At 40.8% G+C, this 25,580-nt stretch carries 29 protein-coding genes and 2 pseudogenes; 12 read left to right on the top strand and 19 right to left on the bottom strand.

The window, feature by feature from the left end; all coding sequences use genetic code 11:
* Positions 1-102: 102 nt before the first annotated feature.
* From VB620_RS17635 to VB620_RS17610, 6 genes are all read left to right on the top strand, one after another.
* Positions 103-519, top strand: coding sequence for a hypothetical protein (locus tag VB620_RS17635; RefSeq protein ID WP_323197454.1), 417 nt, complete (start codon positions 103-105; stop codon positions 517-519).
* A gap of 41 nt (positions 520-560) precedes the next feature.
* Positions 561-824: a hypothetical protein gene (locus VB620_RS17630; RefSeq protein ID WP_323197453.1), complete on the top strand. Its 264-nt coding sequence runs from the start codon at positions 561-563 to the stop codon at positions 822-824.
* A gap of 2 nt (positions 825-826) precedes the next feature.
* On the top strand, positions 827-1,138 hold the full coding sequence (locus tag VB620_RS17625) for a hypothetical protein (protein WP_323197452.1): 312 nt from the start codon (positions 827-829) through the stop codon (positions 1,136-1,138).
* Between the two features lie 239 nt (positions 1,139-1,377).
* Complete coding sequence (locus tag VB620_RS17620; RefSeq protein ID WP_323197472.1) at positions 1,378-1,761, top strand: hypothetical protein; 384 nt, start codon at positions 1,378-1,380, stop codon at positions 1,759-1,761.
* Positions 1,758-2,762 (top strand): LLM class flavin-dependent oxidoreductase, encoded by a 1,005-nt coding sequence (locus VB620_RS17615; RefSeq protein WP_323197451.1) that lies wholly within the window; start codon positions 1,758-1,760, stop codon positions 2,760-2,762. The genes VB620_RS17620 and VB620_RS17615 overlap by 4 nt, the downstream gene beginning before the upstream one ends.
* Positions 2,755-3,126, top strand: a complete 372-nt coding sequence (locus VB620_RS17610) for a hypothetical protein (protein WP_323197450.1) — start codon at positions 2,755-2,757, stop codon at positions 3,124-3,126. The genes VB620_RS17615 and VB620_RS17610 overlap by 8 nt, the downstream gene beginning before the upstream one ends.
* A 111-nt stretch (positions 3,127-3,237) precedes the next feature.
* Here VB620_RS17610 and hypB read toward each other — a convergent pair whose 3' ends face one another.
* The 12 genes from hypB to VB620_RS17550 all read right to left on the bottom strand — a co-directional run bounded on the left by hypB (position 3,238) and on the right by VB620_RS17550 (position 13,769).
* Positions 3,238-4,080 (bottom strand): hydrogenase nickel incorporation protein HypB, encoded by an 843-nt coding sequence (hypB, locus tag VB620_RS17605; protein WP_323197449.1) that lies wholly within the window; start codon positions 4,078-4,080, stop codon positions 3,238-3,240.
* A gap of 2 nt (positions 4,081-4,082) precedes the next feature.
* Complete coding sequence (locus VB620_RS17600; RefSeq protein WP_323197448.1) at positions 4,083-4,412, bottom strand: hydrogenase maturation nickel metallochaperone HypA/HybF; 330 nt, start codon at positions 4,410-4,412, stop codon at positions 4,083-4,085.
* Positions 4,413-4,738: 326 nt separating this feature from the next.
* Entirely contained in the window at positions 4,739-5,812 is a 1,074-nt protein-coding gene (hypE, locus tag VB620_RS17595) for a hydrogenase expression/formation protein HypE (protein WP_323197447.1), read from the bottom strand.
* Positions 5,813-5,871: 59 nt separating this feature from the next.
* A complete protein-coding gene (locus VB620_RS17590) occupies positions 5,872-6,087 on the bottom strand; it encodes a tautomerase family protein (protein WP_323197446.1) in 216 nt (71 codons plus the stop codon).
* Positions 6,088-6,139: 52 nt separating this feature from the next.
* Positions 6,140-7,276, bottom strand: a complete 1,137-nt coding sequence (gene hypD / locus VB620_RS17585; protein ID WP_323197445.1) for a hydrogenase formation protein HypD — start codon at positions 7,274-7,276, stop codon at positions 6,140-6,142.
* A gap of 112 nt (positions 7,277-7,388) precedes the next feature.
* Positions 7,389-7,652 (bottom strand): HypC/HybG/HupF family hydrogenase formation chaperone, encoded by a 264-nt coding sequence (locus VB620_RS17580; RefSeq protein WP_323197444.1) that lies wholly within the window; start codon positions 7,650-7,652, stop codon positions 7,389-7,391.
* Between the two features lie 60 nt (positions 7,653-7,712).
* Positions 7,713-10,055 (bottom strand): carbamoyltransferase HypF, encoded by a 2,343-nt coding sequence (gene hypF / locus VB620_RS17575; protein ID WP_323197443.1) that lies wholly within the window; start codon positions 10,053-10,055, stop codon positions 7,713-7,715.
* 35 nt (positions 10,056-10,090) lie between these two features.
* Positions 10,091-11,266 carry an NHL repeat-containing protein gene (locus VB620_RS17570; RefSeq protein WP_323197442.1) on the bottom strand — a complete coding sequence of 392 codons (1,176 nt, stop codon included), beginning with the start codon at positions 11,264-11,266 and terminating at the stop codon, positions 10,091-10,093.
* Positions 11,267-11,343: 77 nt separating this feature from the next.
* A complete protein-coding gene (locus VB620_RS17565) occupies positions 11,344-12,180 on the bottom strand; it encodes a NifU family protein (RefSeq protein ID WP_323197441.1) in 837 nt (278 codons plus the stop codon).
* A 103-nt stretch (positions 12,181-12,283) separates the two neighbouring features.
* Entirely contained in the window at positions 12,284-12,508 is a 225-nt protein-coding gene (locus VB620_RS17560; protein ID WP_323197440.1) for a hypothetical protein, read from the bottom strand.
* 8 nt (positions 12,509-12,516) lie between these two features.
* Complete coding sequence (locus tag VB620_RS17555; protein ID WP_323197439.1) at positions 12,517-12,756, bottom strand: hypothetical protein; 240 nt, start codon at positions 12,754-12,756, stop codon at positions 12,517-12,519.
* A gap of 35 nt (positions 12,757-12,791) precedes the next feature.
* Positions 12,792-13,769: a tetratricopeptide repeat protein gene (locus VB620_RS17550; RefSeq protein WP_323197438.1), complete on the bottom strand. Its 978-nt coding sequence runs from the start codon at positions 13,767-13,769 to the stop codon at positions 12,792-12,794.
* A gap of 456 nt (positions 13,770-14,225) precedes the next feature.
* Here VB620_RS17550 and VB620_RS17545 point away from each other — a divergent pair, with 456 nt between their 5' ends.
* The 4 genes and pseudogenes from VB620_RS17545 to VB620_RS17530 form a co-directional block, all read left to right on the top strand.
* A complete protein-coding gene (locus tag VB620_RS17545; protein ID WP_323197437.1) occupies positions 14,226-15,188 on the top strand; it encodes a hydrogenase small subunit in 963 nt (320 codons plus the stop codon).
* A gap of 73 nt (positions 15,189-15,261) precedes the next feature.
* A pseudogene (locus tag VB620_RS17540) lies at positions 15,262-15,774 on the top strand (nickel-dependent hydrogenase large subunit); the annotation flags it as partial.
* A 461-nt stretch (positions 15,775-16,235) separates the two neighbouring features.
* Complete coding sequence (acpP, locus tag VB620_RS17535; RefSeq protein WP_323197436.1) at positions 16,236-16,484, top strand: acyl carrier protein; 249 nt, start codon at positions 16,236-16,238, stop codon at positions 16,482-16,484.
* Positions 16,485-17,200: 716 nt separating this feature from the next.
* Positions 17,201-18,436: pseudogene (locus VB620_RS17530) on the top strand (ATP-binding protein); the annotation flags it as partial.
* Positions 18,437-18,784: 348 nt separating this feature from the next.
* Here the strand turns inward: VB620_RS17530 and VB620_RS17525 are convergent.
* The 5 genes from VB620_RS17525 to VB620_RS17505 all read right to left on the bottom strand — a co-directional run bounded on the left by VB620_RS17525 (position 18,785) and on the right by VB620_RS17505 (position 22,419).
* Entirely contained in the window at positions 18,785-19,984 is a 1,200-nt protein-coding gene (locus VB620_RS17525) for an MFS transporter (RefSeq protein WP_323197435.1), read from the bottom strand.
* 8 nt (positions 19,985-19,992) lie between these two features.
* Positions 19,993-20,310 carry an antibiotic biosynthesis monooxygenase family protein gene (locus VB620_RS17520; RefSeq protein ID WP_323197434.1) on the bottom strand — a complete coding sequence of 106 codons (318 nt, stop codon included), beginning with the start codon at positions 20,308-20,310 and terminating at the stop codon, positions 19,993-19,995.
* A 19-nt stretch (positions 20,311-20,329) separates the two neighbouring features.
* Positions 20,330-20,752: a nuclear transport factor 2 family protein gene (locus VB620_RS17515; RefSeq protein ID WP_323197433.1), complete on the bottom strand. Its 423-nt coding sequence runs from the start codon at positions 20,750-20,752 to the stop codon at positions 20,330-20,332.
* A gap of 24 nt (positions 20,753-20,776) precedes the next feature.
* The gene (locus tag VB620_RS17510; protein WP_323197432.1) at positions 20,777-21,643 is read right to left on the bottom strand and encodes an alpha/beta fold hydrolase; all 867 of its coding nucleotides are present in this window, start codon (positions 21,641-21,643) and stop codon (positions 20,777-20,779) included.
* A 188-nt stretch (positions 21,644-21,831) separates the two neighbouring features.
* Positions 21,832-22,419, bottom strand: coding sequence for an NADPH-dependent FMN reductase (locus VB620_RS17505; RefSeq protein ID WP_323197431.1), 588 nt, complete (start codon positions 22,417-22,419; stop codon positions 21,832-21,834).
* A gap of 112 nt (positions 22,420-22,531) precedes the next feature.
* Here VB620_RS17505 and VB620_RS17500 point away from each other — a divergent pair, with 112 nt between their 5' ends.
* Positions 22,532-23,422: a LysR family transcriptional regulator gene (locus VB620_RS17500; protein ID WP_323197430.1), complete on the top strand. Its 891-nt coding sequence runs from the start codon at positions 22,532-22,534 to the stop codon at positions 23,420-23,422.
* Positions 23,423-23,430: 8 nt separating this feature from the next.
* Here VB620_RS17500 and VB620_RS17495 read toward each other — a convergent pair whose 3' ends face one another.
* Positions 23,431-24,492: a GGDEF domain-containing protein gene (locus tag VB620_RS17495; protein ID WP_323197429.1), complete on the bottom strand. Its 1,062-nt coding sequence runs from the start codon at positions 24,490-24,492 to the stop codon at positions 23,431-23,433.
* A 344-nt stretch (positions 24,493-24,836) separates the two neighbouring features.
* On the opposite strand from VB620_RS17495, the gene VB620_RS17490 reads away from it, so the two are divergent.
* Entirely contained in the window at positions 24,837-25,058 is a 222-nt protein-coding gene (locus tag VB620_RS17490) for a DUF433 domain-containing protein (protein WP_323197428.1), read from the top strand.
* Positions 25,059-25,181: 123 nt separating this feature from the next.
* Here VB620_RS17490 and VB620_RS17485 read toward each other — a convergent pair whose 3' ends face one another.
* The gene (locus VB620_RS17485) at positions 25,182-25,553 is read right to left on the bottom strand and encodes a type II toxin-antitoxin system VapC family toxin (RefSeq protein WP_323197471.1); all 372 of its coding nucleotides are present in this window, start codon (positions 25,551-25,553) and stop codon (positions 25,182-25,184) included.
* Positions 25,554-25,580 lie beyond the last annotated feature (27 nt).

Genomic DNA, 25,580 nt, shown 5'->3' with positions numbered 1-25,580 from the left:
TTTAGTATCAGAAATGTTTAAAACTTCAGCCAAAAAACTGGTTAGGTAAATAGCCACCAAAATTTATTTAGGTGCGTAATACCTGATAAAAGGGGAGCAAATATGAAAGTTAAACTTCTAAATGTTCTCACAGTTTGTTTAGTTACCTTAGTAGTGCTGTCTCCAGGCTTACTGGTATTTGGCATAGTTTGGGGACGACATATTGAGTTCGTTAAGATGCAGAATTTAGCCTGTAAAATCGACGAAAATCCGACAGGTAATTCTGCTTTAATTACCCAATCATCAGGTACACATTTATCTAAAACTTTGACCAGTTCTGATCGAAATCTTGTGAACCGATTATTAGTTGCTGCCGAGCAATATAGACTTGCTAGCATTTTACAATGGTTTGTCTTAATCACCCCAATTTTCGTAGGATTAGGGATTATTGTTTATGACAGATATCTTGTTTATCGTGCTGCTATCTTAAAAGAAAAAGTGGAAATGTTAGAAAGGCTCTGGCAGCAAAGTATCGAGTAATTCTCTCTGCAAATTTTACTGATTCAATAAACACAAATACCATGGAAGAACGCCAAATTCAATATTTCAATCTGATTGACAAATTACTAAAATGTCCTAATGGTCAAGAACCAGAAGTTTTAGAAGCAGAACCAGAATTAATTGATGCTGGCTTTGTGGAAACAATGTTGCAAGTAGCATCTAGTTTTGCACACAATGGTAATCAAGATGGCGCTCAGTTTTTATTTTTTGTGGCTCGTGAATTAGCAAAGCAATTGGGCTTATATCCTGAAGTTTCAAATTCTGAAGTTGCAAGTAAGGAGTAAATATGCTGCTGACTGAAACCGACGCTGCACAAATTGCGTTAGAGTTCCTGATGGCAGACTGGAATATCTCGGAAGATCATAGAGAGTGGTTTGTCATGTTTGGCTCGCGGTTGATAGGGGAAAGTTGGTACATTGTAGAGTTGGGTGTGGAAGGCTTTCCTGATCGTTGGTTTATTGAAGTTTATGATACGGGAATGTGTGATCCCAACTATACATTTGTTTCCCCAATTCCGGCTTCAGAAGGATTTTCGGATTTTGTAGATGTACCAGAAATGCTGGCTGAGGTGTTGGTGGCGGAGCGCAAAGCTCGTTAATCATCATAAGAGTGCAATATTCAGAATGTACGTTAAACTGAAAATTTTGAATTTGCTATTTAGGTCTTTCTACTCAGCCAGAAAACCAAGGTGGTGAACCTTGTAAATTTTTTCTAATTCAATATGATCAATATTATGAGGTGGGGCTAAAGCACACCTCTTTTTTTAATGGCAAAAACTAAAAAAATCTGTGATTTGTCATGCTTAACTGACAATTATATGTTATATTAAGTAGCGTGATGAACGCTACAGAAATATCAGTTAAAATGATTGCTGAACATATCCTAGCTAAAGAATTCACAAGAGTTGTCACTGACTGTTACCCGACTCTGGGGAAGTTGCTAGAAAGGTGTCATGTGAAAGTAATTACCTGTTTTTGGGGAAGACCAGCTAGACGTTTGCAATATATAGGGATTTACTGCTCGGAAGATATGCTTCCCTATGTCCAAGCCCAGAAAACTTTACTCAGAGAATTAGCAGATAATATGGGGCTAATTCAGGTGGTCTGTATGAATGCAAAGCGGTTACTACGCGACCCAATGTCGAAACTGAAGCAAACCAATCCTCATTTATGGTTGGAGTTGCAATGGGTGGTAACTGAAAATAGCGATCGCCAACAATGAAAACTGGAATTTTTTGTAATTACGAAAATCATCATCAAGATGTTCGCCGTACCATCTTTGAACAAGTTGCGTTAGTCCAACAGGCGGAAAGCTTAAGCTTTGACTCAGCCTGGGTGAGTGAACATCATTTTAATGAATTGAATCTCAGTTCATCAATGTTGATATTGATGGCACACCTAGCGGCGCTTACGTCAACGATTAAATTAGCGACGGCGGCGGTATTATTGCCATTCCATAACCCGATTCGGGTAGCGGAAGATATTGCCACCCTAGATAATTTGTGTAATGGAAGGTTGTTATTTGGGGTTGCTAAAGGGGGGCCTTTCCCTCAACACAATAAGCATTTTGACACACCAATAGGTGAATCTCGCGCCAAAATGTTAGAGGCGATCGCCTTAATTGAAAAGCTACTGTATGACAATAATGTGTCATTTGATGGGCAGTATTATCAATGCGATCGCCTGACAATTTACCCCAAACCATTGCAACATCAAATTCCAGTTTACATAGCCACAGGTGATGATCGAGGCATAGAATTTGCTGCTCAAAATTCCTTCGCCTTAATGGGGGGTCCACCCTTCTCCTTAGAGAGATTAAAAAACACCGTCGCCAAATATCGCGCCTTAAATACCAGTGGCTCAGAAAAATTTGTTTTGGCACGTTTCTTTTATGTAGGTAAAACCCACGAAGAAGCCGTGAGTGAAGCCTTACCATTCATTCGCCAATTCAGCCAAAAAATGCAAGCTAACTCAGCTTACATTATGCAGAATAGCCCCAATCCGCATCAGAAACCATTTGACCGCACAAACATTTGTTTTGATGAAGACTATTTAATTGAGAACTCAATTATTGGTGATGTGAGGACTTGTCGTGACAAAATCAAAACATTTCAAGACGAGTTAAATCTCGGTACATTAGCACTCAAACCCGCATCTTTAGTTTTGTCAAAAAACTTAGATAGTTTGCAGCGCTACAACCAAGAGGTTCAAAATTATGTCTAAATTACACCTGCTTCCTCCCGATGATTTACCACCTAAAGAGGTAACGAAACAGGATGGAATGCTGCATTTAGAATTCGAGCGCTCTACTGGCAGATGCTTTTTCCAGGCTTGCGATCGCATTACGCAAGTACTTTTATCAAACTGTCAGTGGTATTTCACCCACAATAGCACAACCCTGATGCTAATCATCGACTGCCCTGACATAGTATCCTACTGGCATACAGTCAGTAACATACCCCAACTAGGGAACAGGCTAGAGAGATTTACCAGCGACGCTAAAATTCGCGTTTATCCTCCCTTTGGAAAAGGAGGTCCCTTTGAAATCAGCGTTCATGAAATTTCCGCTTATCGAGATTGGCTTTAATAGTAAACCCTAACTTGACACGGACATGGAGGGACGATAAGACCACTTGTGGCGTGTTCCAGCGAAGTGTCAAGGAATCCTCGCTTCTTTAGGACGAGGAGGTATGTCAACTTACCCTTCCCCAGCTCCGGGAAGGGACAAATTACCAACCATTGTAGTTAACCACTCATACCAAGCGGCTAAACCAACCCCAGTAGTAGCAGAAACCTGAAAAATTTGAATTTGGGGATTAACTTGTCGCGCATAATCGAGACATTTCTGCACATCAAACTGCACATAAGGTAACAAATCAACCTTAGTGAGAATCATAATATTACTAGCGCAGAAAATATGAGGATATTTAATTGGCTTATCTTCTCCCTCAGTCACCGAAAGAATCACCACCTTAGCCTGTTCTCCCAAATCGAACAAAGCCGGACAAACCAAATTTCCGACATTTTCAATCATCACCACCGAATTGAGAGGCGGGTTTAATTGTTGTAAACCCCTATCAATCATAGAAGCTTCTAAATGGCAACCAGTACCCGTATTAATCTGCACAACCTTACAGCCAGTTTCCTGAATCTTGCGGGCATCATTAGCAGTTTCTTGGTCGCCTTCAATTACACTAATAGGTAACTGATCCTTTAAATCATGAATAGTCCGAGTTAACAGAGTCGTTTTTCCCGAACCAGGAGAACTCATTAAATTTAAAGCTAAAATATTGCGTCCTTTAAACCATCCCCGATTTTGGGCTGCCAACAGATTATTTTTCGCTAAAATATCCTGTTCTAAAGATATCGTTGTATTATGTATTTTGGCATGAACTTGAGATGGTTCATGATGGGAATGAGTGATTACAGTACCATCAGGTAAAGTATGAGTATGATCATGGTGATTGTGTTCAACCTCACCAGTTTCTAAATTAGTAATTGTGCTTTCAGCATCATCAGAACAACCACAAGTTACACACATAACTACTCTATTTCGATTTCCTTAATTTTCAGTTCTTCACCAGCTATTAAGTCTAACTGCACACTACCACAACTACATATACCAAAAGGTTTATCTAAATGTATTTCTGCACCACAGTCACGACATCTTCCCAAACCAGGAACTTCCCTAATTTCTAATATCGCCCCCACTAAAACAGTACCTTGAGTACAGATATCAAAACAGAACTCAATCGCATCAGGTAAAATCGCCGAAAGTTTGCCAACTTCTAACACAACACGTTGCACCCTTGCACCTTCAGCATATTCACTCACAATAGCCACAATATTTTGCGTAATTCCTAGTTCATGCATATAACTCAATACGATTAGATTTATTTTTTTAACGAACCACAGAGGCGCAGAGGACACAGAGAAGAAAGAGAGGAAAAAATTGCTTAAATAAACTGTATTGGCATATAAATTCTCTAAAATTTAAACCCTCAGATGCACACAAATAGATATACCAATTTGGTAAAATATAACTTACAAAAACCACCTCTTAAACCCTCTTCCTCAGTGTACTCTGTGTCCTCTGCGGTTCGTTTTTCCTCATTTATTCATAAGCCTTGCTAAAGACCCTTTTAAGCCCTCTCTTCCTTGGCGTACTTGGCGACTTGGCGGTTCGTTATTCCAAAAAATCAACAAATCCTGGGTAATTGTTCACCCACCAACATATCTAAAATACGTTCAGTCCCAAAAGCCGTCCTTAACAAAACCACCCCCGCAGGTGAACTGATAACCTCACCAATTACACAAGCATTCTGACCTGCTGAGTGAGACTTCATAGCCGATAAAACAGTTTCTGCATACTCACTTCCTACCACCAGCACTAACTTACCCTCATTCGCTAAATACAAAGGATCTAAACCTAGTATTTCACAAATACCTTTCACCTCATCCCGCACAGGGATAGATTCTTCATTGAGACGAATACCGACATCAGAACTGAGGGAAAACTCATTTAAAACTGTAGCTAAACCGCCCCTTGTAGCATCGCGCATGGCGTGAATTTGAGGACAAACACTCAAGATATTTTCTACTAAACTATGTAGAGGTTGACAGTCACTTTCTATATTACTTTCTAATGCTAATTCCCCACGGGCGATTAAAATAGCTGCACCATGATTTCCCATTTCACCATTGGTAATTATCACATCTCCCACTTGAATATTATGGGCGGAAATATTAATTCCTTGGGGAATAACTCCAATACCTGTAGTATTAATAAATAATTTATCCGCAGCACCATGCTGGACAACTTTGGTGTCACCTGTGACGATTTGCACACCAGCTTTTTGGGCGGCTAATTTCATACTAGTAACTACACGCCGCAAAGTTTCTATTTCTAATCCTTCTTCTATAATTACGCTACAAGTAAGATATAAAGGTTTTGCACCACTGACGGCTAAATCATTAATAGTGCCATTAATTGCTAATTCACCAATATCACTACCGGGAAAAAATAACGGGTCTACAACATAGGAATCTGTCGTAAATGCTAGTCTGTCTCCTTGTTGGGTGAATGTAGATAAATTTAGACTGGCTTGGTCTTCTAATTGGGAAAGTATGGGATTATCAAAGTTATTAATAAAGATATCTTCGATTAAATCTCGCATGGCTTTACCACCGCTACCGTGGGCGAGGGTAATGTGAGTATCTCGGAGTTTATTGTGGCGGGTTTTTGGGTTTTGATTTTTGGGGGAAATATTCATATTTAAAAACGAACTGCAAAGGTAGCGAAGGAAGCAAAGAAAGAGAAGAAGAAGGAAGTTTAAATCCCTTTTTCTTTATGTCTACCACTGTGTTTATCTATATGTAGTTGACCGCCGACAGCCCAATTCTCTCGCTCAAATTCGTCAATATGTATGGTTATCCATTCTGGGTTTGAACCCAAGGTTTCTATGAGTGTTTCGGTGAGGGCTTTGACTAGTTGACGTTTTTTTTCGACTGAGTGACCTTTGGCAATTTGTACGGTGATGAATGGCATATTTTTCTCCTAGTTTGTGTGAATAACCCTGCCCCCTAAGCGAAGAGGGGAGTTAGGATAAAGCTAGTTTTTGGGCTTTTTTACTAATAGTTGAAATTCGTCCATATTTATAATAGGCTGCACAAGCGCCTTCGGAGGAAACCATGCAGGTCCCAATGGGATTTTCTGGTGTGCAAGCTGTTCCAAATACTTTACATTCCCAGGGTTTTAATACTCCTTTGAGGATTTCTCCACATTTACAGGCTTTGTGGTCGGCTACTTTTATGTTAGGAATAATAAATTTCTGTTCGGCATCGAATTGGGCATATTCATTCCGAATTTTTAAGCCTGATTCTGGTATTTCGCCTAAGCCTCGCCAATCAAAGTTTTCTCGCACTGTAAATACTTGGTTCATGGCTTGCAATGCTATGAGGTTTCCGGCTGTTTCTACTAATCTGTTATATTGATTTTCTACTTGGGAACGTTTTTCTATTAGCTGTTTTAAGATCATCCAAATTGATTGGAGTATATCTAATGGTTCAAAGCCGGAAACTACTATGGGTTTATGATATTTTTGGGCAATAAATTGATAGGGGTCTGTGCCAATTACCATGCTGACGTGGCCGGGACCAATAAATCCATCTAGTTGTAGGTCGGGGTTATTTAGTAGGGCTTGGAGGGCGGGTATTACTAGGACGTGGTTGGAAAACATACTAAAGTTACTGATGTTTTCGGCTGCTGCTTGCAAGATGGTGAGGGCGGTACTGGGGGCGGTGGTTTCAAAGCCGAGGGCGAAAAAGACTATTTCTTTGTCGGGGTTGTCTCTGGCGATTTGCAGGCTATCTAATGGGGAGTAAACCATGCGGATGTCTGCGCCTTGGGCTTTGGCTTGGAGGAGGTTGGTGGTGGAACCGGGAACTCTCATGGTGTCGCCAAATGTGGTGAGGATGACGTTATGATTTTGGGATATGGCGATCGCATCGTCTAATCTCCCTTTTGGCATGACGCACACTGGACAACCAGGCCCATGTATGAGTTCTAGGTTGGGGGGAAGGATGTCTTCTATTCCATATTTAAAGATGGAGTGGGTATGTCCTCCACATATTTCCATCAGTTTTATAGGTTTTTTTAGTTGGTTGCTTAGTTGGTTTATTTGGTTGCGTAAGGCTAAGGCTTTTTCTGGTTCTCGGAATTCGTTGATGTATTTCATATTTTTTTTAACGAACCACGAAGGGCGCGAAGTTCACGAAGAAAGAGGAGAGAAGGAAGAGAATAAAGGACGATGTTGGGCGCTCAATTTTATGAATTAACTGGGTTTCTAGTTAACACTTTTCTATTTGGGTTTGGGCATTTGCTAGTTCTTCTAATAGTTTTAATGTTTCGGCTGCTTCTTGTTCGTTAATTCGATTCATGGCGAATCCGACGTGAACTAGTACCCAATCTCCTATACATTTTTCGGGGGGATGTTGTTCGTTGACTATACAGGCTATGTTTATTTGGCGTTTGACTCCGGATATGTTTACTATGGCTAGTTTGTTGTTAATGTCGCTGATTTCTACTATTTGTCCGGGGATTCCTAAGCACATTTTTGTTTTCCTGGAATTTATGAATCGAACCACAGAGGCGCAGAGAACTCAGAGGGAAGATTAATATTTGGGGATTAATTGGGCGGCTGTAATTATTGCTTGTCCTAGTGAAATGTTGCTGTCGTTGCTGGGGAGTAAACTGTGAGTTAATACGTTTATTCCTAAACTTTGTAAATTCTGGCTAACTTGTGTCAATAAAATAGAGTTTTGAAATACTCCTCCGGTTAATACCACTTGATTAATCAGATTTTCTTGACATATAAGTTTAACTACATTGACTATGGTTTGAGCTAAACTTTGATGAAATTTTAACGCTATTTCTGATGGGTTAATCTGTTTTTGTAAGTCTTGCAGTAAAGCTTGCCACATCGGTCGGGAGTCTATATAATAAATGCTATCTGAAAAGTTGAGGCTAAAAGGATAATTTAGCGTTTCTTTATAATTATTTAATTTGCGAGAATCAACTAGGGCTTCGATGGCGATCGCACTTTGTCCTTCATAGCTACATTCTTCTGGATAAATGCCTATAGCCGCAGCGACTGCATCAAACAACCTCCCTACGGATGAGGCTGGAGGTGAGTTAATTCCTTGCTCTACAGCTTGTTTAAGTAGCTTTAATGGCTGTTGCTGTAACAATTTGATAATTTCCAACTCAGGATATTTTTGTTGGCTTTCATCCCAAATATCGGCACTGAGTAAGTGGGCGTAGGTATTACGCCAAGGCTGATAAATGGCTTTTTCTCCCCCAATCATCGCCACTGGTTTAAATGTTGCGAGTCGCTGAAATTGCCGATAATCTGCTAACAGAAATTCTCCTCCCCATAATGTACCATCTTCGCCATAACCTAATCCATCTAAAGCAATACCTAAAACTGGGGCTGAATTTAAAGGTATATGATTTTCTGCCATACAAGCTGCAATATGGGCGTGATGATGTTGGATCTGATATAGTGGAATTTGATTAACATCTGCTAATTTTTTACCGAGTTTTGTGGAAAGATATTCAGGGTGTTTATCAACTGCGATCGCTTCTGGTTGATGCTCAAATAAATTTAAATATAAATTAAGCGTATCTTGATAAGCATGAAAAGCCGCAGCATTTTCTAAATCGCCTAAATGTTGAGAAAGAATTGCTTGATTATTCTGTAATAAACAAAAAGTATTTTTTAACTCACTACCCATTGCTAAGATAGGCGTAACTTCCTCAAATCCGGGTGGTAAAATCATCGGTGCTGGTGCATATCCCCTCGCCCGACGAATGATTTTTACTTGATTATCAATTACCCTAGTAACAGAATCATCAACTCGGTTGACAATCTCCCGATTATGGAATAAAAAATAATCCGCAATCTTCCCTAACTTTTCCCTCGCTTCTCCATTATCAATACATTGGGGTTCATCAGCAATATTTCCACTAGTTAACACAATAGGGCGATTCATCCGCCGTAAAATTAAATGATGTAAAGGCGTATAAGGTAACATAAAACCGAGATAATTTAGTCCCGGTGAAACTGAAGGCGCAATTAGACATTCAGAATTTTTCTGTAACAATACAATAGGCGCAGCAGAACTGACTAATAATTCCTTTTCTGTATCGTTAAAAGTACAATATTCTGCAATTACTGCTATATCCCGCGCCATTAAAGCTAGAGGTTTATGATAACGCCCTTTACGCTGACGCAATTTCTGCACAGCAGCTTCTTGAGTTGCGTCACAAGCCAGATGAATCCCACCCAACCCCTTAATAGCGACAATCTCACCTTTTTGCAACAAAGTACAAACAGCATCCACATCATCCAGCATCGAAAACATGGAAGCCGTCACAGGTTTACCATCAGCCCGTTCTAACCAAGCCCTGGGACCGCAAGTATGACAAGCTACAGGTTGGGCGTGAAAACGCCGATTTTCTACATTATGATACTCACGTTCACACTCAGCACACATCGCAAACGCAGACATACTGGTATTGCATCTATCGTAAGGAATCCCACGAATAATACTGAAGCGAGGACCGCAATGAGTACAATTAGTCAAAGGATAACGAAAAAACCGACTAAAAGGGTCAAAAATTTCCTGCTGACATTGGGGACAAATTGCCGCATCAGGAGTAACTTCTGTATTTTTAGAACTACTCACACTACGAGAAATCACAAAATCAGTAAAATCCCCATCACCTTCATAACTAACTCTCGTCAACTCCTGAATTTTCCCCAAAGGAGGACATTCTAAATATAACCTCCCGACAAACTCAGCAATAGCCGCTTCACTTCCAGAAACCCGAATTAAAACCCCCTCACCATCATTACAAACATCGCCCACCAAACCACAAACCTTAGCCAGACGATAAACAGTAGGGCGAAAACCCACCCCTTGAACAGTTCCCCGAACCCTTATTTCTTCCATTCCTCTCTGCGACTCCGCGTCTCTGCGTGAAACTCCTACTCCAACTCCCAAATCAACACCCGATTATTCCCAGAATCAGCAATTACCGCAGTCTTCCCAGAAACCTGCACCCCATAACACCAATTCACAGTATCTCGCTGCGGTAAACCAAAATCCCGATTTTCACCCTTACTTTTAAAATGTAACTGTCCCGCCAAACCATCAGCAACCGCCCCTGATAATAATAGAGACTCCGACCTTTTCCATCCTAACAACCGAGAATTAGCAGTATCAGCAACTAGCAACCAATCATTACCAACACCTACACCATAAGGCATACTCAAACTACTAGCATTAGGAAAATAAACACCTTGATTCATTTCCACAACATCAAAGTTTTTTTGTCCTAAAACCACCGCACAAGGGGCATTATTTACTGTAGGTATTCCCTCCCAAATCATCACTCGGTTATTACCAGCATCAGCAACAACTAAATTGTCTCCCCAAACGGCGATATCATGACACCAACGCATACTCGCCGCAGTAGGAGAACTCCCGCCATTTTCATTGCGAGATATCATATCTGGTTGTCCTAAAACTAAATCCGCAGGTTGACCATTTTCTGTAGGTAATTCATCCCAAATTAATAACCGTCGATTTCCGGTATCAGCTACAAATAACTTTCCTTGATGATAGAAAACACCATAAGGCCAGTGCATGGTATTCGCAGCAGGTTGTTGACTTCCTCGATTTGGTTCACAATGATTAAAATCAGCTTGGCCTAATACTAAATCTGCGGGTACATGACTATCTTCGGGAACATTTTTCCAAATCAATACTCGATGATTCCAAGCATCACCGACTGCTAACCCATCACCACAACCACAAATCCCAGAGGGAACACTAAAAGTATTATTTGTTGGTGAACCTTTAGCATTTTGTCCTTCATGAAAAAAATCAGGTTGTCCAATTACCCAATCAGCCGGCTGACTGTCTCTGGTGGGTAAGTTTCGCCATCCTAATAAACGATGATGTCCTGTATCCGCTACCCATAATGTGCCAGTTTCCGATAATAAACAAGCGCCACGGGGTCCAAACATATTTATGGGACTAGGTGCTATGGGTATGGCTAATATTTCTGGTGAAATTATATTACCTAAAATCACCTTTGCACCATGAGGCGATAAAGGTAATAAGTGTGATGCAGGATTAATATTGATAGGTATATCCATTAACCACAGATGAACACTGATAGTTATTTAAACTCATTGGGGAATATGGGAGTGTATCGGTGGTGGCAATTTTACTGTTAAATTGAATATTTTGGCAGTTTCACAAAAACTTTCTCTTTTTTAATTTGCACGGGATAAGATTGTAGTGAGATATCAGCAACGGTTAAACATTCTCCAGTTTCTAAGTTATACTGAAATCCATGTGATTTACAGGTGAGAATGCCGTTATTTAATTTACCCATATCTAAAGGTGTGGCTAGGTGCGGACAAGCATTGAGATAACAGGTGATATTTACACCTTGACGATATAAAATTAAGGCATTTTTCCCAACTTTACCTGTTAATATTCCGGATTCGGGAATTTGATCAATTGTGGTAACTTTCACCCAAGTAGAGGTATCTTCTGGAGAAAAGTCACTGTTATCTATATTCGCGTTATGATTAACTGCTATAACTTGATTAATTTCAGGACAATGATTTTTTATCGCCTGTTCTACAGTTTGAGTTAAGGTTAATGTGGAGGTGGGACAACTGCTACAATTTCCAATTAATTTAACTTCTACTATATCTGGGGTTTTGAGGGCGACAAGTTCGACATCTCCGTTATGGCTTTTTAAGCCGGGGCGAACTTCTGCTAGGGCTGTTTCAATTCTTTCGGTTAATGGTGTTTTTGGGGGTTTAACTAGTTCGTGATATAACAAAACTGAATATACTATTTCGTCATCTACGGCTTGACGTAAAGCGGACATTGATTCTTGTTTGAGACTTTGAATTAAATGGGTTAGTGCTGCTTTATGTAGGTCTTCAATTGCTCTTTGTAGCCCTACTGCTACACATCTTTGGCTTTCGTCCCAGTGGGAGATAATTGCTTCAAAACGGTTGATTTCTGCAACTAGTTCTTCAAGTTTGGTCATGGGAATTTGGACGGTAATTAGCAACTGGCTGGGGATTTAGGAGAAATAAGTTGATTAGGAACCGCAGAGGCGCAGAGGACGCTGAGGAATTAAGAGGGGAAATCTATTTCATTTTGAAGTCTTTGAGGAGAAATGGCATGATTACACCTGTGATTGAACTAGATAATATGATGGGGAACCATAGGGGAAGTTCGGTGTGAAATAATGAGAGGAGAAGGACTAAACCTATGACGTTAGCAATAACTATTTGCTTGATAAAATAGCCTGGGTCACGGATTAGTTTTCCTTTGAAAAATAGCTTGACAGAATACCATCCAATTTCTAGCATGATGTCTCCTAATAGTGTTTGAATAGGTTGATGATTGCAAAAGATAAGAAGATGGCGGGAATTGCACCAGCCGGTCCAAATAATGCACCTAATGTTGCTGAAAATTTATAACCGATGTCTTTTCCAGCTAATACCATTCCGCCAATAGCACCCCCAACCATAGATAAGGCTGTGGCTATTAATAGCCATCCGAGTTCTGTTGCTAGGTTTAATTCACCTGTTGCTAATGTTCTGAGAATATCGTTCATGGTAGTTATATTTCTGAGGGGAAAGAATTAGAAGGTTAATCAATACCTACTTGCATTTCTAGTTCTACGTCTTGTATGGCTTGGGCGACGGCTTCGGCTTGGGCTGTTTGTTGATTCTGGGTAAATATTTCCCAAGCTTGTTGATAGTATGTATATGCTTGGAGGAGGTTTTTAGGATTACCTAATTCTGGTTTTTCGGGGTTGTCTGGTAAGTTGAATAAGGCGTTGGCTTTGTTGGAGATGGTGTTGGCGTATTCTAGGGGTGTGTCTCTGGGGTTCCGCACTTTTAAGGCTTGGTCGTAGGCGGCGATCGCCCGTAGGTTATGATCTACAGGATGGGAACTGACTAAATATTGCAAGGCATTACCCAGGTTATTCTGCAACATGGCATATTCTCTGGGATGATCAATTAAGTTAATATGCTTTAATGCCACTTCAAAGGATTGCACTGCTAAACCCTGACGCAAATATTCCCGTTCTGATGACATGGGCATGGAAAGGTAGGCGATCGCAATATTGTTGTATAAAATGGCGTATTCTTGTGGGTAATCTTCCCAAGTAAATACCTGCAAAGCCTGATGATAAGCTTGGATGCTGTCTGTCATTCGTGCCAAATTAAATGGGACTAAAGATTGCAACACCAACCCATAATTCATCTGTGCCTCAGCCAATTCTTCTGGCAAGGCTAATTGTGCTAAAATTGGTAAAGCCTCTTCGTAACTGTCTTTGGCTTCCACCAGCAGTTGGGAACCTTCATCAGGTATACTCTGTAACGTCCCTGCTATCCCCACCAAGGCACGGGCTTTTAATAGGGCGTACTCCTGACCACACATCTGATATGCTCGGTAATATAGCCCCACTGCGTTCCGCAAATCTTGGGCGGTTTTGGGCTGCTTATGAAAGCCCTGCGCCATTTCAATCAGCATCTCGATTTTTTCGGCTGCTGTGGCTGACTCTGATTTGATCGCTGCGATCGCCGCCTTGACTGCTGAATCTGTAATACTGGGGTTCATAACTGCCTTTAGTTGGTCAATGCCCATTTCATGGGTTTTTTAACTAATTGGATTTACGCAGATTCTGAATCCCACTGTCGTTTTACTATCTTCCCTGATAGCAATTAGGAATCGTTTTTCCCCATAGTCTGGAAGTAGAGTTAATCAATTTTTTCACTATATAACAATCTATTTCTCAAATTCTAGGGGGAAATTGCTAATATTAATGTCAGCTTTAAACACTTAAAATACTTAATAGGATTAATTTATTTTTGTCTAGGAAGTTAGGAGTAACTAACCACAAAGGGCGCTAAGAAGGAAGGAAATGCTATGACATAATAATTAATTCTTTTTTAATGAATAAGAGTTAGTTGAAAAATCAGATTATACTATTTAAGAAGTATTCATAAACAGGTGATTCTCTACAAGTCAGACCACCTACTCAACTATGATCAACAATAGAAAAATGTGTAGCTGATGACTAATGTACTATGGTTGCAAGGTGGCGCGTGTTCAGGAAACACCTTGTCATTTCTCAACGCCGAAGAACCGACAGTCTGTGATCTGATTGCTGACTTTGGTATTAAGGTACTTTGGCATCCCTCCTTGGGATTGGAAATGGGGAACAACTTACAAACTCTCCTTTGGGATTGTGTTCTAGGTAAAATTCCTCTAGATATCTTAGTCTTTGAAGGCAGTGTTGTAAATGCGCCCAATGGGACTGGGGAATGGAATCGGTTTAGCGATCGCCCCATGAAAGACTGGTTAACAGACCTTTCCCAAGCTGCTAAGTTCATTGTGGCGGTGGGAGACTGTGCGACATGGGGAGGAATCCCGGCGATGTCACCGAACCCCAGTGAGTCGGAAGGTTTACAGTTTCTCAAGCGGAAAAAAGGCGGCTTTTTAGGGAAGGATTTTGTATCTAAAGCCGGTTTACCTGTGATTAATATTCCCGGATGTCCCGCCCATCCTGATTGGATTACGCAGATATTAGTGGCGATCGCCACCGGACGCATGGCGGACATAGCTTTAGATGAATTGCAACGTCCCCAAACTTTCTTCAACACCTACACCCAAACTGGTTGTACTCGTAACGTCCACTTCGCTTACAAAGCCACAACCGGCGAATTTGGTCAGCGTAAAGGATGCCTATTTTATGACTTAGGTTGTCGTGGTCCAATGACTCACTCATCCTGTAACCGCGTTTTGTGGAACCGTGTATCCTCAAAAACCCGTGTGGGAATGCCCTGTTTAGGGTGTACAGAACCAGAATTTCCCTTCTTCGACCTCGAACCAGGAACCGTATTTAAAACCCAAACTGTTATGGGGGTTCCCAAAGAATTACCACCAGGAGTCAAAAGCAAAGACTACGCCATACTCACTATGGTAGCTAAAGATGCCATGCCAGCTTGGGCAGAAGAAGACTTTTTCACAGTTTAGGGGACTGGGTACTGGGATTAAAAACTTTCTTCCCCCCTACTCCCCACTCCCTAATTAATTACAGGAGAGGAGAATGACAATTAAAACACTAGATATTTCCCCCGTTGGTAGAGTCGAGGGCGACTTAGATGTGCGAGTCGATATTGAAGATGGGCGGGTAGTTAACGCTTGGACACACGCTGAACTGTTTCGCGGCTTTGAAATTATTCTCCGGGGTAAAGACCCCCAAGCCGGCTTAATTGTCACACCCCGCATTTGCGGTATCTGCGGTGGTTCCCATTTAACTAGTGCATCTTGGGCGTTAGATACACTCTGGGGGACGGAAGTTCCTCGTAATGCGATTTTGGCGAGAAATTTGGGTCAAATAGCCGAAACTCTCCAAAGTATTCCTCGGTACTTTTATGGATTGTTTGCCATTGATTTAACTAATAAAAATTACCGTCATAGTCGCTTTTATGAAGAAGCTTGTCGCCGCTTTGCTGCTTACACAGGCAAGTCTTACGAAATCGGTGTGACAATTTCCGCCAAACCTGTAGAAATCTATGCCCTTCTAGGGGGACAATGGCCTCACAGCAGTTATATGGTGATAAATCGGTGAATTGCTGATCTAGTCAGGGTTTTTCAGGATAGGTGCAATGATTCCCTAGCTTTTCCTTAAATGAGGCAATAAATCCACCCCAGCTATATCATAAGTGCATTTATTTTTATCTATTAAGAGCTATTTGGTGTTTTCAGACGTTACCTAATTCTTCCTTAAATGGTCTCACATTAACCTTAAAACCTTGTAAACTTAAAGAGTTCCCTAACTGCCAAAATCCTATGACTCGCTGGTTTAATATTGCAGAATTTATGTGAAGATAAAAGGTAATTAATGGGATCATTATAAAGCGATCGCACCACCAAGGTATTGAATGCTATTATGATTGTCTGTAACTCTTTAAACGGAAGCAAGTTTTATATATGTTACAATTTTTACATATTGTGCCTTTTTAGTAGATTTTTTGATACTATTCTGATGAATCTTATTTTAGAGGATGGTATAAATATATGACTGAAGGAAGAGACTTTACTGCTGAAGTTAAAAGGATAATTCAAGAGGAACTAGATGTTGACGAAAAAGATATCAAACCAGAAGCCACGTTTATTGATGATCTTGATGCTGATAGTCTAGCTTTAGTAGAAGTTGTTCTAGCTTTTGAAAAGGCATTTGAAATAGATATACCAGATGAAGATGTTGAAGAAATAAGGACTGTTCAGGATGCGATTGATTATATAAAAAGACGAGCCAAAATATAAGGCATAGTTGCAATAGTCATTGTACTTTTTCACTGACCCTTCTCTTCGTTAAAAATTGATGGTCAGTACTCGGAATAGAGAATACACAAGAGATAAATAGTAGCTCTTATAGCTAAAGTTAATAACAATTATCAACTTTAGCTTCCCTATTACTGATTTAAAAATTATTCTAAATCCTGAATTTTCAATAAGCCTTAAGAGCGATTACTAGGTCGCGCTTCGCTATCGCATTAATCCAATATTAGAGATCGCACTATCACAGTGAAAGAAGCACAAGACAATGGATTTTGAGCGATCGCAATTAAGGGAAGTCCAACGCCAGTAGTTAAGTATAATTATTGTCTTACCATTGGAATACAAGCCCGCCTTTTTCTCAATATAAATACGCAAATAACGATAAAACGATTAAAATAGTTACAGACTGGCTTGAGTATAGAAGTATTGATTTATTTGGATATTGTGCGATTGCCGGAGAACCTGCTTTGTCCATCGCTTTTCTCAAAGATGTTTAGCAACGAATCTAACACCTCTACACTGCGTTTGAATCGGAGATGTCTAATGTGGAAAATGACATCTCATGGTGAAGTTAGGCCTCAGATACAGCAATATACTTCTATATTTCAGTCTTCGCCGCATCAAAAGCAAAAATAAGATTAATCAATTGACATTAATATTATTTTTCACTAAGCTAAGGTTAGTTGTCTAATCTTAGTTGTATGCTCGAAATCGCAAAGGAAGATATCATCTCGCGCCTTCAATTTGATAATCCTTGGTGGAAAACAGGCAGTCAGGAGAAAATAATCTACGAAGATACCCCACGACGCAAGTACTTTGAGACATTCTCTCGAAACATATTGGATACAAGTGTGCATCGAGCAATAGTTTTGATGGGACCCAGGCGTGTTGGTAAAACTGTTATGGTTTATCACAGTATCCGTCTACTCTTAGATTCAGGCATTAGAGCGGAAAATATTTTATATGTATCTCTTGAAACCCCAATTTATACTGGGCTGCCATTAGAGCGGATACTTAGTTACTTTCAGGAATTATTCAATCACGAACGCAATTCAACGCTATTTGTCTTTTTTGATGAAATCCAATATTTACGAGAATGGGAAATTCATCTAAAATCTCTCGTTGATTCATTTCCAAGTTACCGTTTTGTTGCTACTGGTTCTGCTGCTGCTGCGCTAAAACTGAAAAGCACTGAGTCTGGTGCTGGACGATTCAGTGATTATATCCTACCACCGCTAACCTTTGCTGAGTATTTAATGTTTATAGGGAGAGAAGGTGAATTAATAGAGGCAAATATTCACGACTCTGAAGATTCTGGATACCGATCAAAGAGGAGGTATGAGTTCTCGTCTCAAAATATAGAGCAATTAAATGAGGAGTTTATTAATTACCTCAACTTTGGTGGATATCCAGAAGCTGTTTTCTCTGAGACAATCCGCCAGAATCCTAGCCAGTATATTAAAAGTGACATCATTGATAAAGTCTTACTGCGAGATTTACCAAGTCTTTATGGAATTAATGATATTCAGGAACTTAATAGACTTTTCACGACCCTAGCGTATAATTCTGGCAACGAAGTAAGTCTAGAGGGATTATCAAAATCCTCTGGTGTGGCTAAAAACACTATCAAACGTTACCTTGAGTATCTTGAGGCAGCTTTCCTGATCCGTCGCGTAGAGCGAATTGATCAAAATGCCAAGAGGTTCAAGAGAGCAATTTGCTTTAAAGTCTATTTGACTAACCCATCAATGCGAGCTGCGCTATTTGGACAGCTTGAAACAAGCTCTAAAGAGATAGGGGCTATGACTGAAACTGCTATCTTTAGCCAATGGCAACATAGTAAAATGACTGAGCTTTACTACGCGCGCTGGAAGGAAGGAGAGATTGATATTGTGCATTTAGATGCTGCCAATCAAGTGCCTTCTTGGATCGTTGAGGTTAAGTGGAGTGATCGTCCTCATAGTTCACCATCCGAACTGGACAACTGCATAGAATTTGTGAGAAAAAATCGAAGGGTGAATCAACCAATATTGATAACTAGTAAGACTATCAGAGATCATGATTTTTTATATAAAGATGTACGATTTAACTTTGAACCTGCTAGTTTATATGCCTATGTTCTTGGTGCTAATATATTGCGAAATCATGGCGTAAATCATAAGGTTGAAACTCAATTCCCACTTTTCTAAACCATCTGGATATATCTCTTTGCTGGTCAAATCAGCCTACAGTAATCAGCGAACTGACAAGTCAGCACTAACTCAAAACTAACTGCAAACATCAGCCTAAATAGACTCGGAAAACTTAGTAATCTTCTGTTGATATATCCAGAAAATAGTTCCCAATACTATCATCAAAACACCAGCTAAACCATATGTACCTGCCAATTTTATAGCTTGGTTCAGGGGTTGAGTGACAATCGGTGACAAGAACTGTCCTAAAAAAAGACAGGTTGTTAGTCCGCCTAAAGCCCGCCCTCTCAATGCAGTTGAGACTGTTATGGTAGTCCATACATTTAAGTTTGGTGTGAGCATTCCCAGACCAAAACCTGCGGGAATTAGCACTAATAAAACGAGGTTGTAACTTCCGACTAAGCCAACTCCTATGTATCCTAATCCTATCAAAACAAAGGAAATAGCCAAAACCTGGATATAGCTGAATTTCTGTTTGATTTTGCCATAGTTCATGGAAGCGATCGCAGCAAACAGTGTTACCAATGCGATCGCTAATCCACTCTGAGAAGCACTCGCTCCCGATAACTGTCCTAGATAAAATGGTAGTTGCACAGGAATCATATAAAACACAATCTGCAAGATGAGTGCAGAACCATAAATTAAACCCAGCAACTTGAATGGAGTTTTCACCTCAGTTTGATCAACGTCTGAAGGACTGGTTATGGATGGGTTTTGGGTTGGAGCAGAAACAGGCTCATAAAGCACCCAAATAATCCCAGGTAGTAACAACCAGGAGAACAGATAAATCAGAAATGGAAAGCGCCAATTGATGTCTGCAATAAATCCACCCACAGACAAAAAGACCACACCACCTAAAGACATAAACGCAGCCTGAAGCCCCATGAAACTAGAGCGGCGATCGCCTTGATAATAATCGGCAATCAGTGTTGTGGCACTAACCATAATCCCCGCTACAGCTAAACCTAGAAATGCTCGTCCTATCAGCATTTGCAAGAGGGAGTCGAGAAAAAATCCAGAACTTCCAGCCACTCCATAGAGTAAAGCGGAGGCAATCAATAGGGGTTTACGTCCCAGGGTATCCACCAGTTGTCCCACCAAGGGCGCACCGAGAGCAATCAATAGGGCTGGAGTCGTCAGCAACAAGCGCACCCAAAATTCTGCATTTTCAACGTCTGCAAAATGGTTTTGCATGGCAGGTAAAGAGGGCGCAATCGTCGCTCCAGCCATGATAGTGAGGGTGCTGGTGAGCAACAGTGTGAGCTTCAGAAGCCAGAAGTCAGGATTTTGCATGGTTATGTTTACAGGGTCTCATCGGACGCTGGAGTGATAAAGACATTGGAGCTATATACATGGGGTTCGACCTTAGCAATCGCTTTGTGAAAATCTTGGTCGTGCAAGTTGCGAAAGCGGGGAATATCCCACAGTCCTTTCAGTCTGTCTGGATTGTCCCAATGAGCTACAGCCGTGACTTTTATACCATCATCACTTTTGAGTAAGGTGGCATCAATAAAGCCCGGTTGCTCTTTCACCACCTCACTATAGATTTGCTGAACGCGCTCAAAGGCGGCATCTTGATATCCCGGATTGACCGTAAACACATTGACAAAAGTAATCATTGAATATTCCTGTGATGCTTCAAGAAGTCTGCATAGACTGCAAAAGTGCCATGACGTTGGGATCAGCTTCTAAGCGCCGAGTTTTGAAATACCAGCGCCCTTCAATTTTGACTAGGGTGTCATGAAAAACACCACTCCCCGCCATAGAATTACTCTCGCGGTTAAAAACTGTCAGATAGCAATACATCCGAGCCGTATCGCCCTCGCCTTCAATTTCATGATTGGTCAGTAAATGGCGGCGACCTCTGGCAAAGCTATCCAGTAAACCAGGAAATTCGGCACGGAGTTGAGAATGGCCTTTAGTCACACCCCAAAAACCCTGGAGTTCGCCATCCTCAGCAAAGGTACTCAAATACTTCTCCACATTTTCACTGTCAACCGCATTGTCAAAGGTTGCGGTCAGTTGAATAATATCTAATCGGTCGAGGGCGGTTAATCTCATTTTTGAATTGTGATTGAATAGATTTTATTGATGCTGCTGAAAAAACTCAGTCATTTTCTCGGCTAGAAACTCTGGGGCTTCTTCTGGCAGTAAATGTCCGCAGTTTGCAACTATCCCCCCTGTCACGCGATCGCTAACTATTTTCATTTGCTCGCAGGTGATGGATACGCCATACTGACCGCCATAGGCTAACACTGGTACTTTCAGCTTTTGGTCGCCTATCGCCCGCAGTTGTTTCCCGGTTTCAAATGCGGCTCGATACCAGCCCACATTTCCCGTAATCCCGTTTTCTCGCAGTAAGCTGGCGGCGTAAATTTTCCGGTCTTCGGTTGTGACAGCATCTTTATTAGCTGCCATTAAGGGCATGATGTAATCAACTAGTTCTTGCTCATGACCTTTGTAGAGAATCTCAACCAAGCCAGGGGCATAGTGAAGACCAAAATGCCAAAATCCACCGTGACTTTCTTCTTTGAAGGAGGTAAATCCTTCCAGGTTATAGCCTACGAGGGGTTCATCTAAATAAGTGAGGGTGTGAGTGATATCTGCAAAAGTCCCAGCAAAGGCCATCGCCACCAATGCACCCATATCATGGCCAACAACGTGAGCTTTTGAGAATCCTTCTGCTTCTAGAATGCCAAGGATATCTTTCGCACTGTTAACGGCATCGTAACCATCCGTAGTAATATCACTTGCGCCATAACCCCGCATATCCGGCACAACAACGGTATGGGTTTGAGCTAAGATTGGTGCAATTTTACGCCAAGTATGGGAACTTCCCATCCATCCATGCAGGAGGATAACCGGAGTCCCTTGTCCTCCCAGGCGATAGTGGAGTTTCACGCCATCATTGACAGTGGCATATTTGGATGGAAATTGGTCAAAATTGAGCATGATTATTTTTGGTATTGACTTCGTAATCAGATGCATCAATGGCATGATTTCAGCGAGAAATGATTTGAGAGATTGCTAATTGGTCTGCAACAATCAAATCGTTTTCTGCTGTGATATATTTCGGTATTGCTTTTTCTGAAGCTTGTGAAATTGGGGTTGGATCAAACAGTTAGATACGATTTCCCAATCTACTGGGATAACTTAGCGGTTACTTCAGCAAGTTTTTGAGCGATCGCTTGCACCCCTTGTATTTGCCTTTCCTCTTTAAGATTGCCATGATCATCAAAGGCTTGATAGGCATTGGAAATAGCTTTCTGCTGTGGGATTACAGTCACACCAATCCCTTCCAAAATGGCTCGCACATGAACTAATCCCCGTATTCCCCCTAAACCACCAGGAGAGGCAGCCAACAGTGCCGCCACTTTGCCCTGGAAACAACTCAGAGCCATTGGCGGTTCACCGGGTTCTGAACGGGAAGCCCAATCAATCGCGTTTTTCAGCAGAGGAGTGATAGAACCGTTGTATTCTGGACAGGCGATCAGAAATCCTTGATGGCTTTTCAGAAGTGTTTTGAATTTAATTACCGTATCTGGTAGCCCGTCTTGAGCCTCCAAATCTTCATTAAATAAAGGCATTGGATATTCTAAGAGATCAATGTAAGTTACTTCTGCTCCTGCCGCCTTTGCTCCTGCGGCTGCAATTTTCACCAGCTTTTTGTTGAAGGATGCGATCCGGGTGCTGCCAGCGAATGCCAGAATTTTCACAGGTTGAGTCATTGTTATTTTTTCTCAATGGGTAGGTTTTTGTAGCCAATATTCAATCTACAAGTGATACAAAGTTTAATAAATCTGGTTAAATGGAATTGACTATTCCATACATGGAACAATCGTGGAAATACCGGATCTCAATGCGTTGGTAGTGTTTACCCACGTCGTTAAGCTAGGAAGTTTTGTGGGGGCAGCACGACGCTTAAATTTACCCAAAGCAACCGTTAGCCGCCGCATTCAACATTTAGAAGATTCTTTGCAGGTTAAGCTCTTAGAGCGATCGACAAGGGTAGTGCGACTGACAGAGATTGGGAAACTATACTACGAATATTGCGATCGCATCGTCGCTGAAATTGAAGAAGGGAATGCCGCGATTGATGAGCAACAGGCAGAACCCCAGGGTATTCTCCGTATTAGTGCGCCCAGCGCCTTTACCCTCCTATTTCTCAAAGATTTGATACCTGAGTTCCTCAGTCGCTATCCCAAAATCCGGCTGAATCATTGCATCATGAATCAAGATGTGAACCCCTTACAGGATGGATTTGATATCTCCATTAGGATTGGAGTCATAGAAGACTCGCTACTCCGGATTCAGCCGTTAGGTGAAGCCTCTCGCCAGTTATTTGCCAGCCCCACTTACTTAAAGCGTCGCCATGCACCCCATACTCTGGCTGAACTAGACCATCACGATACTATTTTTGTCGGCAATACCGACAGTCCTAAATGGAAGTTGCAGCACAAACTGACAGGTAATCAAACCATTGCATTAAATCCCCGTTGCTGGGTCAATGACCCCACTATTGTCTTCGAGATGGTATTAGCTGGGGTGGGTATCGGCTTATTACCAGTTTTTTTCTGCATCGAAGCCATACAATCGGGAGCATTAGTCCCACTGTTAGAAGATTGGTGTGCCTCTCCTGTTCCTCTCAGTGCTATCTTTCCAACTACGCGGGAGCGATCGCCTAAAGTCAAAGCATTTCTCCAATTCCTACAAGAAAACTTGCAACTGTGAACCGATAACTAAGCAATAACCACTTGATTTCGCCCCAACTTTTTTGCTTTGTAGAGGGCTTGATCTGCCCTGCTAAATAGCTGTTTCAAGTTTTCCGATGAGTTTAGGCGGGCAACTCCAAATGAAGCGGTCATATTCCCCACTTCTGATATTTTATGTTCAGCAATTATCTCTCGAAGTCTTTCTGCTAATTGTTTTAATTCGATTTCATCATTTTCAGAAACCACAATCAAAAATTCTTCTCCTCCCCATCTCACTAAAACATCTTCCTGGCGAATATGAGCTTGAAAGCATTTAACGATCTCTTGAAGAACGCGATCGCCTACTAAATGACCAAAGTTATCGTTAACTCGTTTGAAATGATCTATATCGCATAAAATAATTCCTATATTCCTGTCAGGTCTTTCGATAAGATTTTGCAAAATCCGTTCGCCTTTTCCTCGATTAAAAATGCCAGTTAAAGCATCCTTTTCTGCTACTTCTTGAAGATGGAGTTGTTGAGTTTGAAGCTGATCAACTGAATCTTGGAGCCGTTCATAAAATGTGATTAAACAAAGATTCATTCCCATATTTGGTACAAAGGTCATCATTAAATCAAGCCCTCTAGGTGTTTTTAGCTCTTCAGGAAAAAATAATAAGTAAATAACAATTGGAAAAGCGCTAAACAGCCAAAGTAGGGATGCTATTCTCACTGGATTTCTTAGGCGAGCAAAAACAATCATTCCCGTAGTGAAGAAGAATATACCGGAAGAAATAGGAGGTAAGGTATCAACTAACTTTTTTTCAGGATTGAAAATTGCCTCAATAACAAAAAAATACTCTGGGAAAAATAAAACAACGCTAGACCATCCAAAAATAATTTTTATAACCTGATGTATGTGATCGGGGTATCTATGCAGATATATTAAAAGTCCTAGGCCTACAATAATTGTCAAAGGAGGAATCACTAATGAAATTAGGTGAGTTTCAGTCACAGAAAGATGAAATATCGAAGCAATTATTCCTCCCAATACCATCATCCATAAAGTAGTCTTAATAGAATTTCTTTGCAGTTTTTCTAAGGAATTCACGAGATTATTAATTGGAAACCGGGTTTTGTTCATCACTTTCTTCAAAGATGTTTAACAGCAAATCTAACATCTCTAGACTGCGATCGCAGTTAAGGAGGTCTAAGGAAAGTATTCAAGTATAATTTTTTCTTTACATTGAAATATAAACCCAGGTTTATCTCAATATAAATACGTAAATAAGAATATAAAAGGTTAAATAGTTACAGCTTGATTAGAGTATAGAAGTATAGATTTATTTGGAGTGCGATCGCTTTTCTCAAAGATGTTTAACGGTGAAATTATTGAGTTTTTAGCAGAAATACATGGTAAGATCAGGGGAATTGGCAAAAATGCACAGCCACATAATGAATTACAAAAACTATATCACAATCGAAGCGAATAAACGCGGTGGTAAGCCTTGTGTAGGTGGTTTGCGAATTACAGTTTATGAGGTGCTTGAATACCTAGCTTCTGAGATGACAGAAGCAGAAATTCTTGATGATTTTCCCGATTTGACGCGAGAAGATTTAAAAGCTTGTATTGCTTATGCGGCTGACCGTGAACGTCGGCTGATGATTTCGACCTGATCAGCATGAAATTACTCTTTGATGAAAACGTAATAAGGTGCATTACATTCCATTAACGCAACCTACAAGATCAGCGATCGCGTAGCGTTCCGAAGGAATAGAGATTGCAGCGATCGCACTATGTCATAAAAATTCCTGAAAGAGGTTATCAAACGGTTCTGTATTTTTCCAGCGATAGGTATTGAAGTCTCGATAATCAACAGATAAAATTTGTCCATGACCTAATTCTTCTGCCAGAATAACGAGAGAGGAATCGGCTAAATCCATCGGTAAGTCTTTATATTTTTCCATCAGTTCTTCAATACGCTGGCAATGATGTTGTTTGAGATCAAAGATTTGTAGCTTTCCTGTATAAATTTTATGAATAAAGATTTTTGGAGCATCTACTCCTAGACAGTAACCGTTCAGGGGGGGGTGGAAGAGCGATCGCCAAAGGAGGGGCTGAGTCCTGCGGATATGCTTGTGCGTTCGCCCATCGCTAAAAATTCTCCCCAAAATCTGATAAATTAAGTGATATGGAAG

Source organism: Nodularia harveyana UHCC-0300, from assembly GCF_034931085.1.
In the GTDB taxonomy this organism is placed as follows: Bacteria; Cyanobacteriota; Cyanobacteriia; order Cyanobacteriales; family Nostocaceae; genus Nodularia; species Nodularia harveyana.
The sequence above is the reverse complement of the archived record's forward strand: the minus strand, read 5'-3'. Positions and strand labels throughout refer to the sequence as shown.

Excerpts from the sequence above, each read along its gene's own strand:
- VB620_RS17635 (WP_323197454.1), top strand. The coding sequence starts at position 103 with ATGAAAGTTAAACTTCTAAATGTTCTCACAGTTTGTTTAGTTACCTTA.
- VB620_RS17630 (WP_323197453.1), top strand. The coding sequence starts at position 561 with ATGGAAGAACGCCAAATTCAATATTTCAATCTGATTGACAAATTACTA.
- VB620_RS17625 (WP_323197452.1), top strand. The coding sequence starts at position 827 with ATGCTGCTGACTGAAACCGACGCTGCACAAATTGCGTTAGAGTTCCTG.
- VB620_RS17620 (WP_323197472.1), top strand. The coding sequence starts at position 1,378 with ATGAACGCTACAGAAATATCAGTTAAAATGATTGCTGAACATATCCTA.
- VB620_RS17615 (WP_323197451.1), top strand. The coding sequence starts at position 1,758 with ATGAAAACTGGAATTTTTTGTAATTACGAAAATCATCATCAAGATGTT.
- VB620_RS17610 (WP_323197450.1), top strand. The coding sequence starts at position 2,755 with ATGTCTAAATTACACCTGCTTCCTCCCGATGATTTACCACCTAAAGAG.
- hypB (WP_323197449.1), bottom strand. The coding sequence starts at position 4,080 with ATGTGTGTAACTTGTGGTTGTTCTGATGATGCTGAAAGCACAATTACT.
- VB620_RS17600 (WP_323197448.1), bottom strand. The coding sequence starts at position 4,412 with ATGCATGAACTAGGAATTACGCAAAATATTGTGGCTATTGTGAGTGAA.
- hypE (WP_323197447.1), bottom strand. The coding sequence starts at position 5,812 with ATGAATATTTCCCCCAAAAATCAAAACCCAAAAACCCGCCACAATAAA.
- VB620_RS17590 (WP_323197446.1), bottom strand. The coding sequence starts at position 6,087 with ATGCCATTCATCACCGTACAAATTGCCAAAGGTCACTCAGTCGAAAAA.
- hypD (WP_323197445.1), bottom strand. The coding sequence starts at position 7,276 with ATGAAATACATCAACGAATTCCGAGAACCAGAAAAAGCCTTAGCCTTA.
- VB620_RS17580 (WP_323197444.1), bottom strand. The coding sequence starts at position 7,652 with ATGTGCTTAGGAATCCCCGGACAAATAGTAGAAATCAGCGACATTAAC.
- hypF (WP_323197443.1), bottom strand. The coding sequence starts at position 10,055 with ATGGAAGAAATAAGGGTTCGGGGAACTGTTCAAGGGGTGGGTTTTCGC.
- VB620_RS17570 (WP_323197442.1), bottom strand. The coding sequence starts at position 11,266 with ATGGATATACCTATCAATATTAATCCTGCATCACACTTATTACCTTTA.
- VB620_RS17565 (WP_323197441.1), bottom strand. The coding sequence starts at position 12,180 with ATGACCAAACTTGAAGAACTAGTTGCAGAAATCAACCGTTTTGAAGCA.
- VB620_RS17560 (WP_323197440.1), bottom strand. The coding sequence starts at position 12,508 with ATGCTAGAAATTGGATGGTATTCTGTCAAGCTATTTTTCAAAGGAAAA.
- VB620_RS17555 (WP_323197439.1), bottom strand. The coding sequence starts at position 12,756 with ATGAACGATATTCTCAGAACATTAGCAACAGGTGAATTAAACCTAGCA.
- VB620_RS17550 (WP_323197438.1), bottom strand. The coding sequence starts at position 13,769 with ATGAACCCCAGTATTACAGATTCAGCAGTCAAGGCGGCGATCGCAGCG.
- VB620_RS17545 (WP_323197437.1), top strand. The coding sequence starts at position 14,226 with ATGACTAATGTACTATGGTTGCAAGGTGGCGCGTGTTCAGGAAACACC.
- acpP (WP_323197436.1), top strand. The coding sequence starts at position 16,236 with ATGACTGAAGGAAGAGACTTTACTGCTGAAGTTAAAAGGATAATTCAA.
- VB620_RS17525 (WP_323197435.1), bottom strand. The coding sequence starts at position 19,984 with ATGCAAAATCCTGACTTCTGGCTTCTGAAGCTCACACTGTTGCTCACC.
- VB620_RS17520 (WP_323197434.1), bottom strand. The coding sequence starts at position 20,310 with ATGATTACTTTTGTCAATGTGTTTACGGTCAATCCGGGATATCAAGAT.
- VB620_RS17515 (WP_323197433.1), bottom strand. The coding sequence starts at position 20,752 with ATGAGATTAACCGCCCTCGACCGATTAGATATTATTCAACTGACCGCA.
- VB620_RS17510 (WP_323197432.1), bottom strand. The coding sequence starts at position 21,643 with ATGCTCAATTTTGACCAATTTCCATCCAAATATGCCACTGTCAATGAT.
- VB620_RS17505 (WP_323197431.1), bottom strand. The coding sequence starts at position 22,419 with ATGACTCAACCTGTGAAAATTCTGGCATTCGCTGGCAGCACCCGGATC.
- VB620_RS17490 (WP_323197428.1), top strand. The coding sequence starts at position 24,837 with ATGAATTACAAAAACTATATCACAATCGAAGCGAATAAACGCGGTGGT.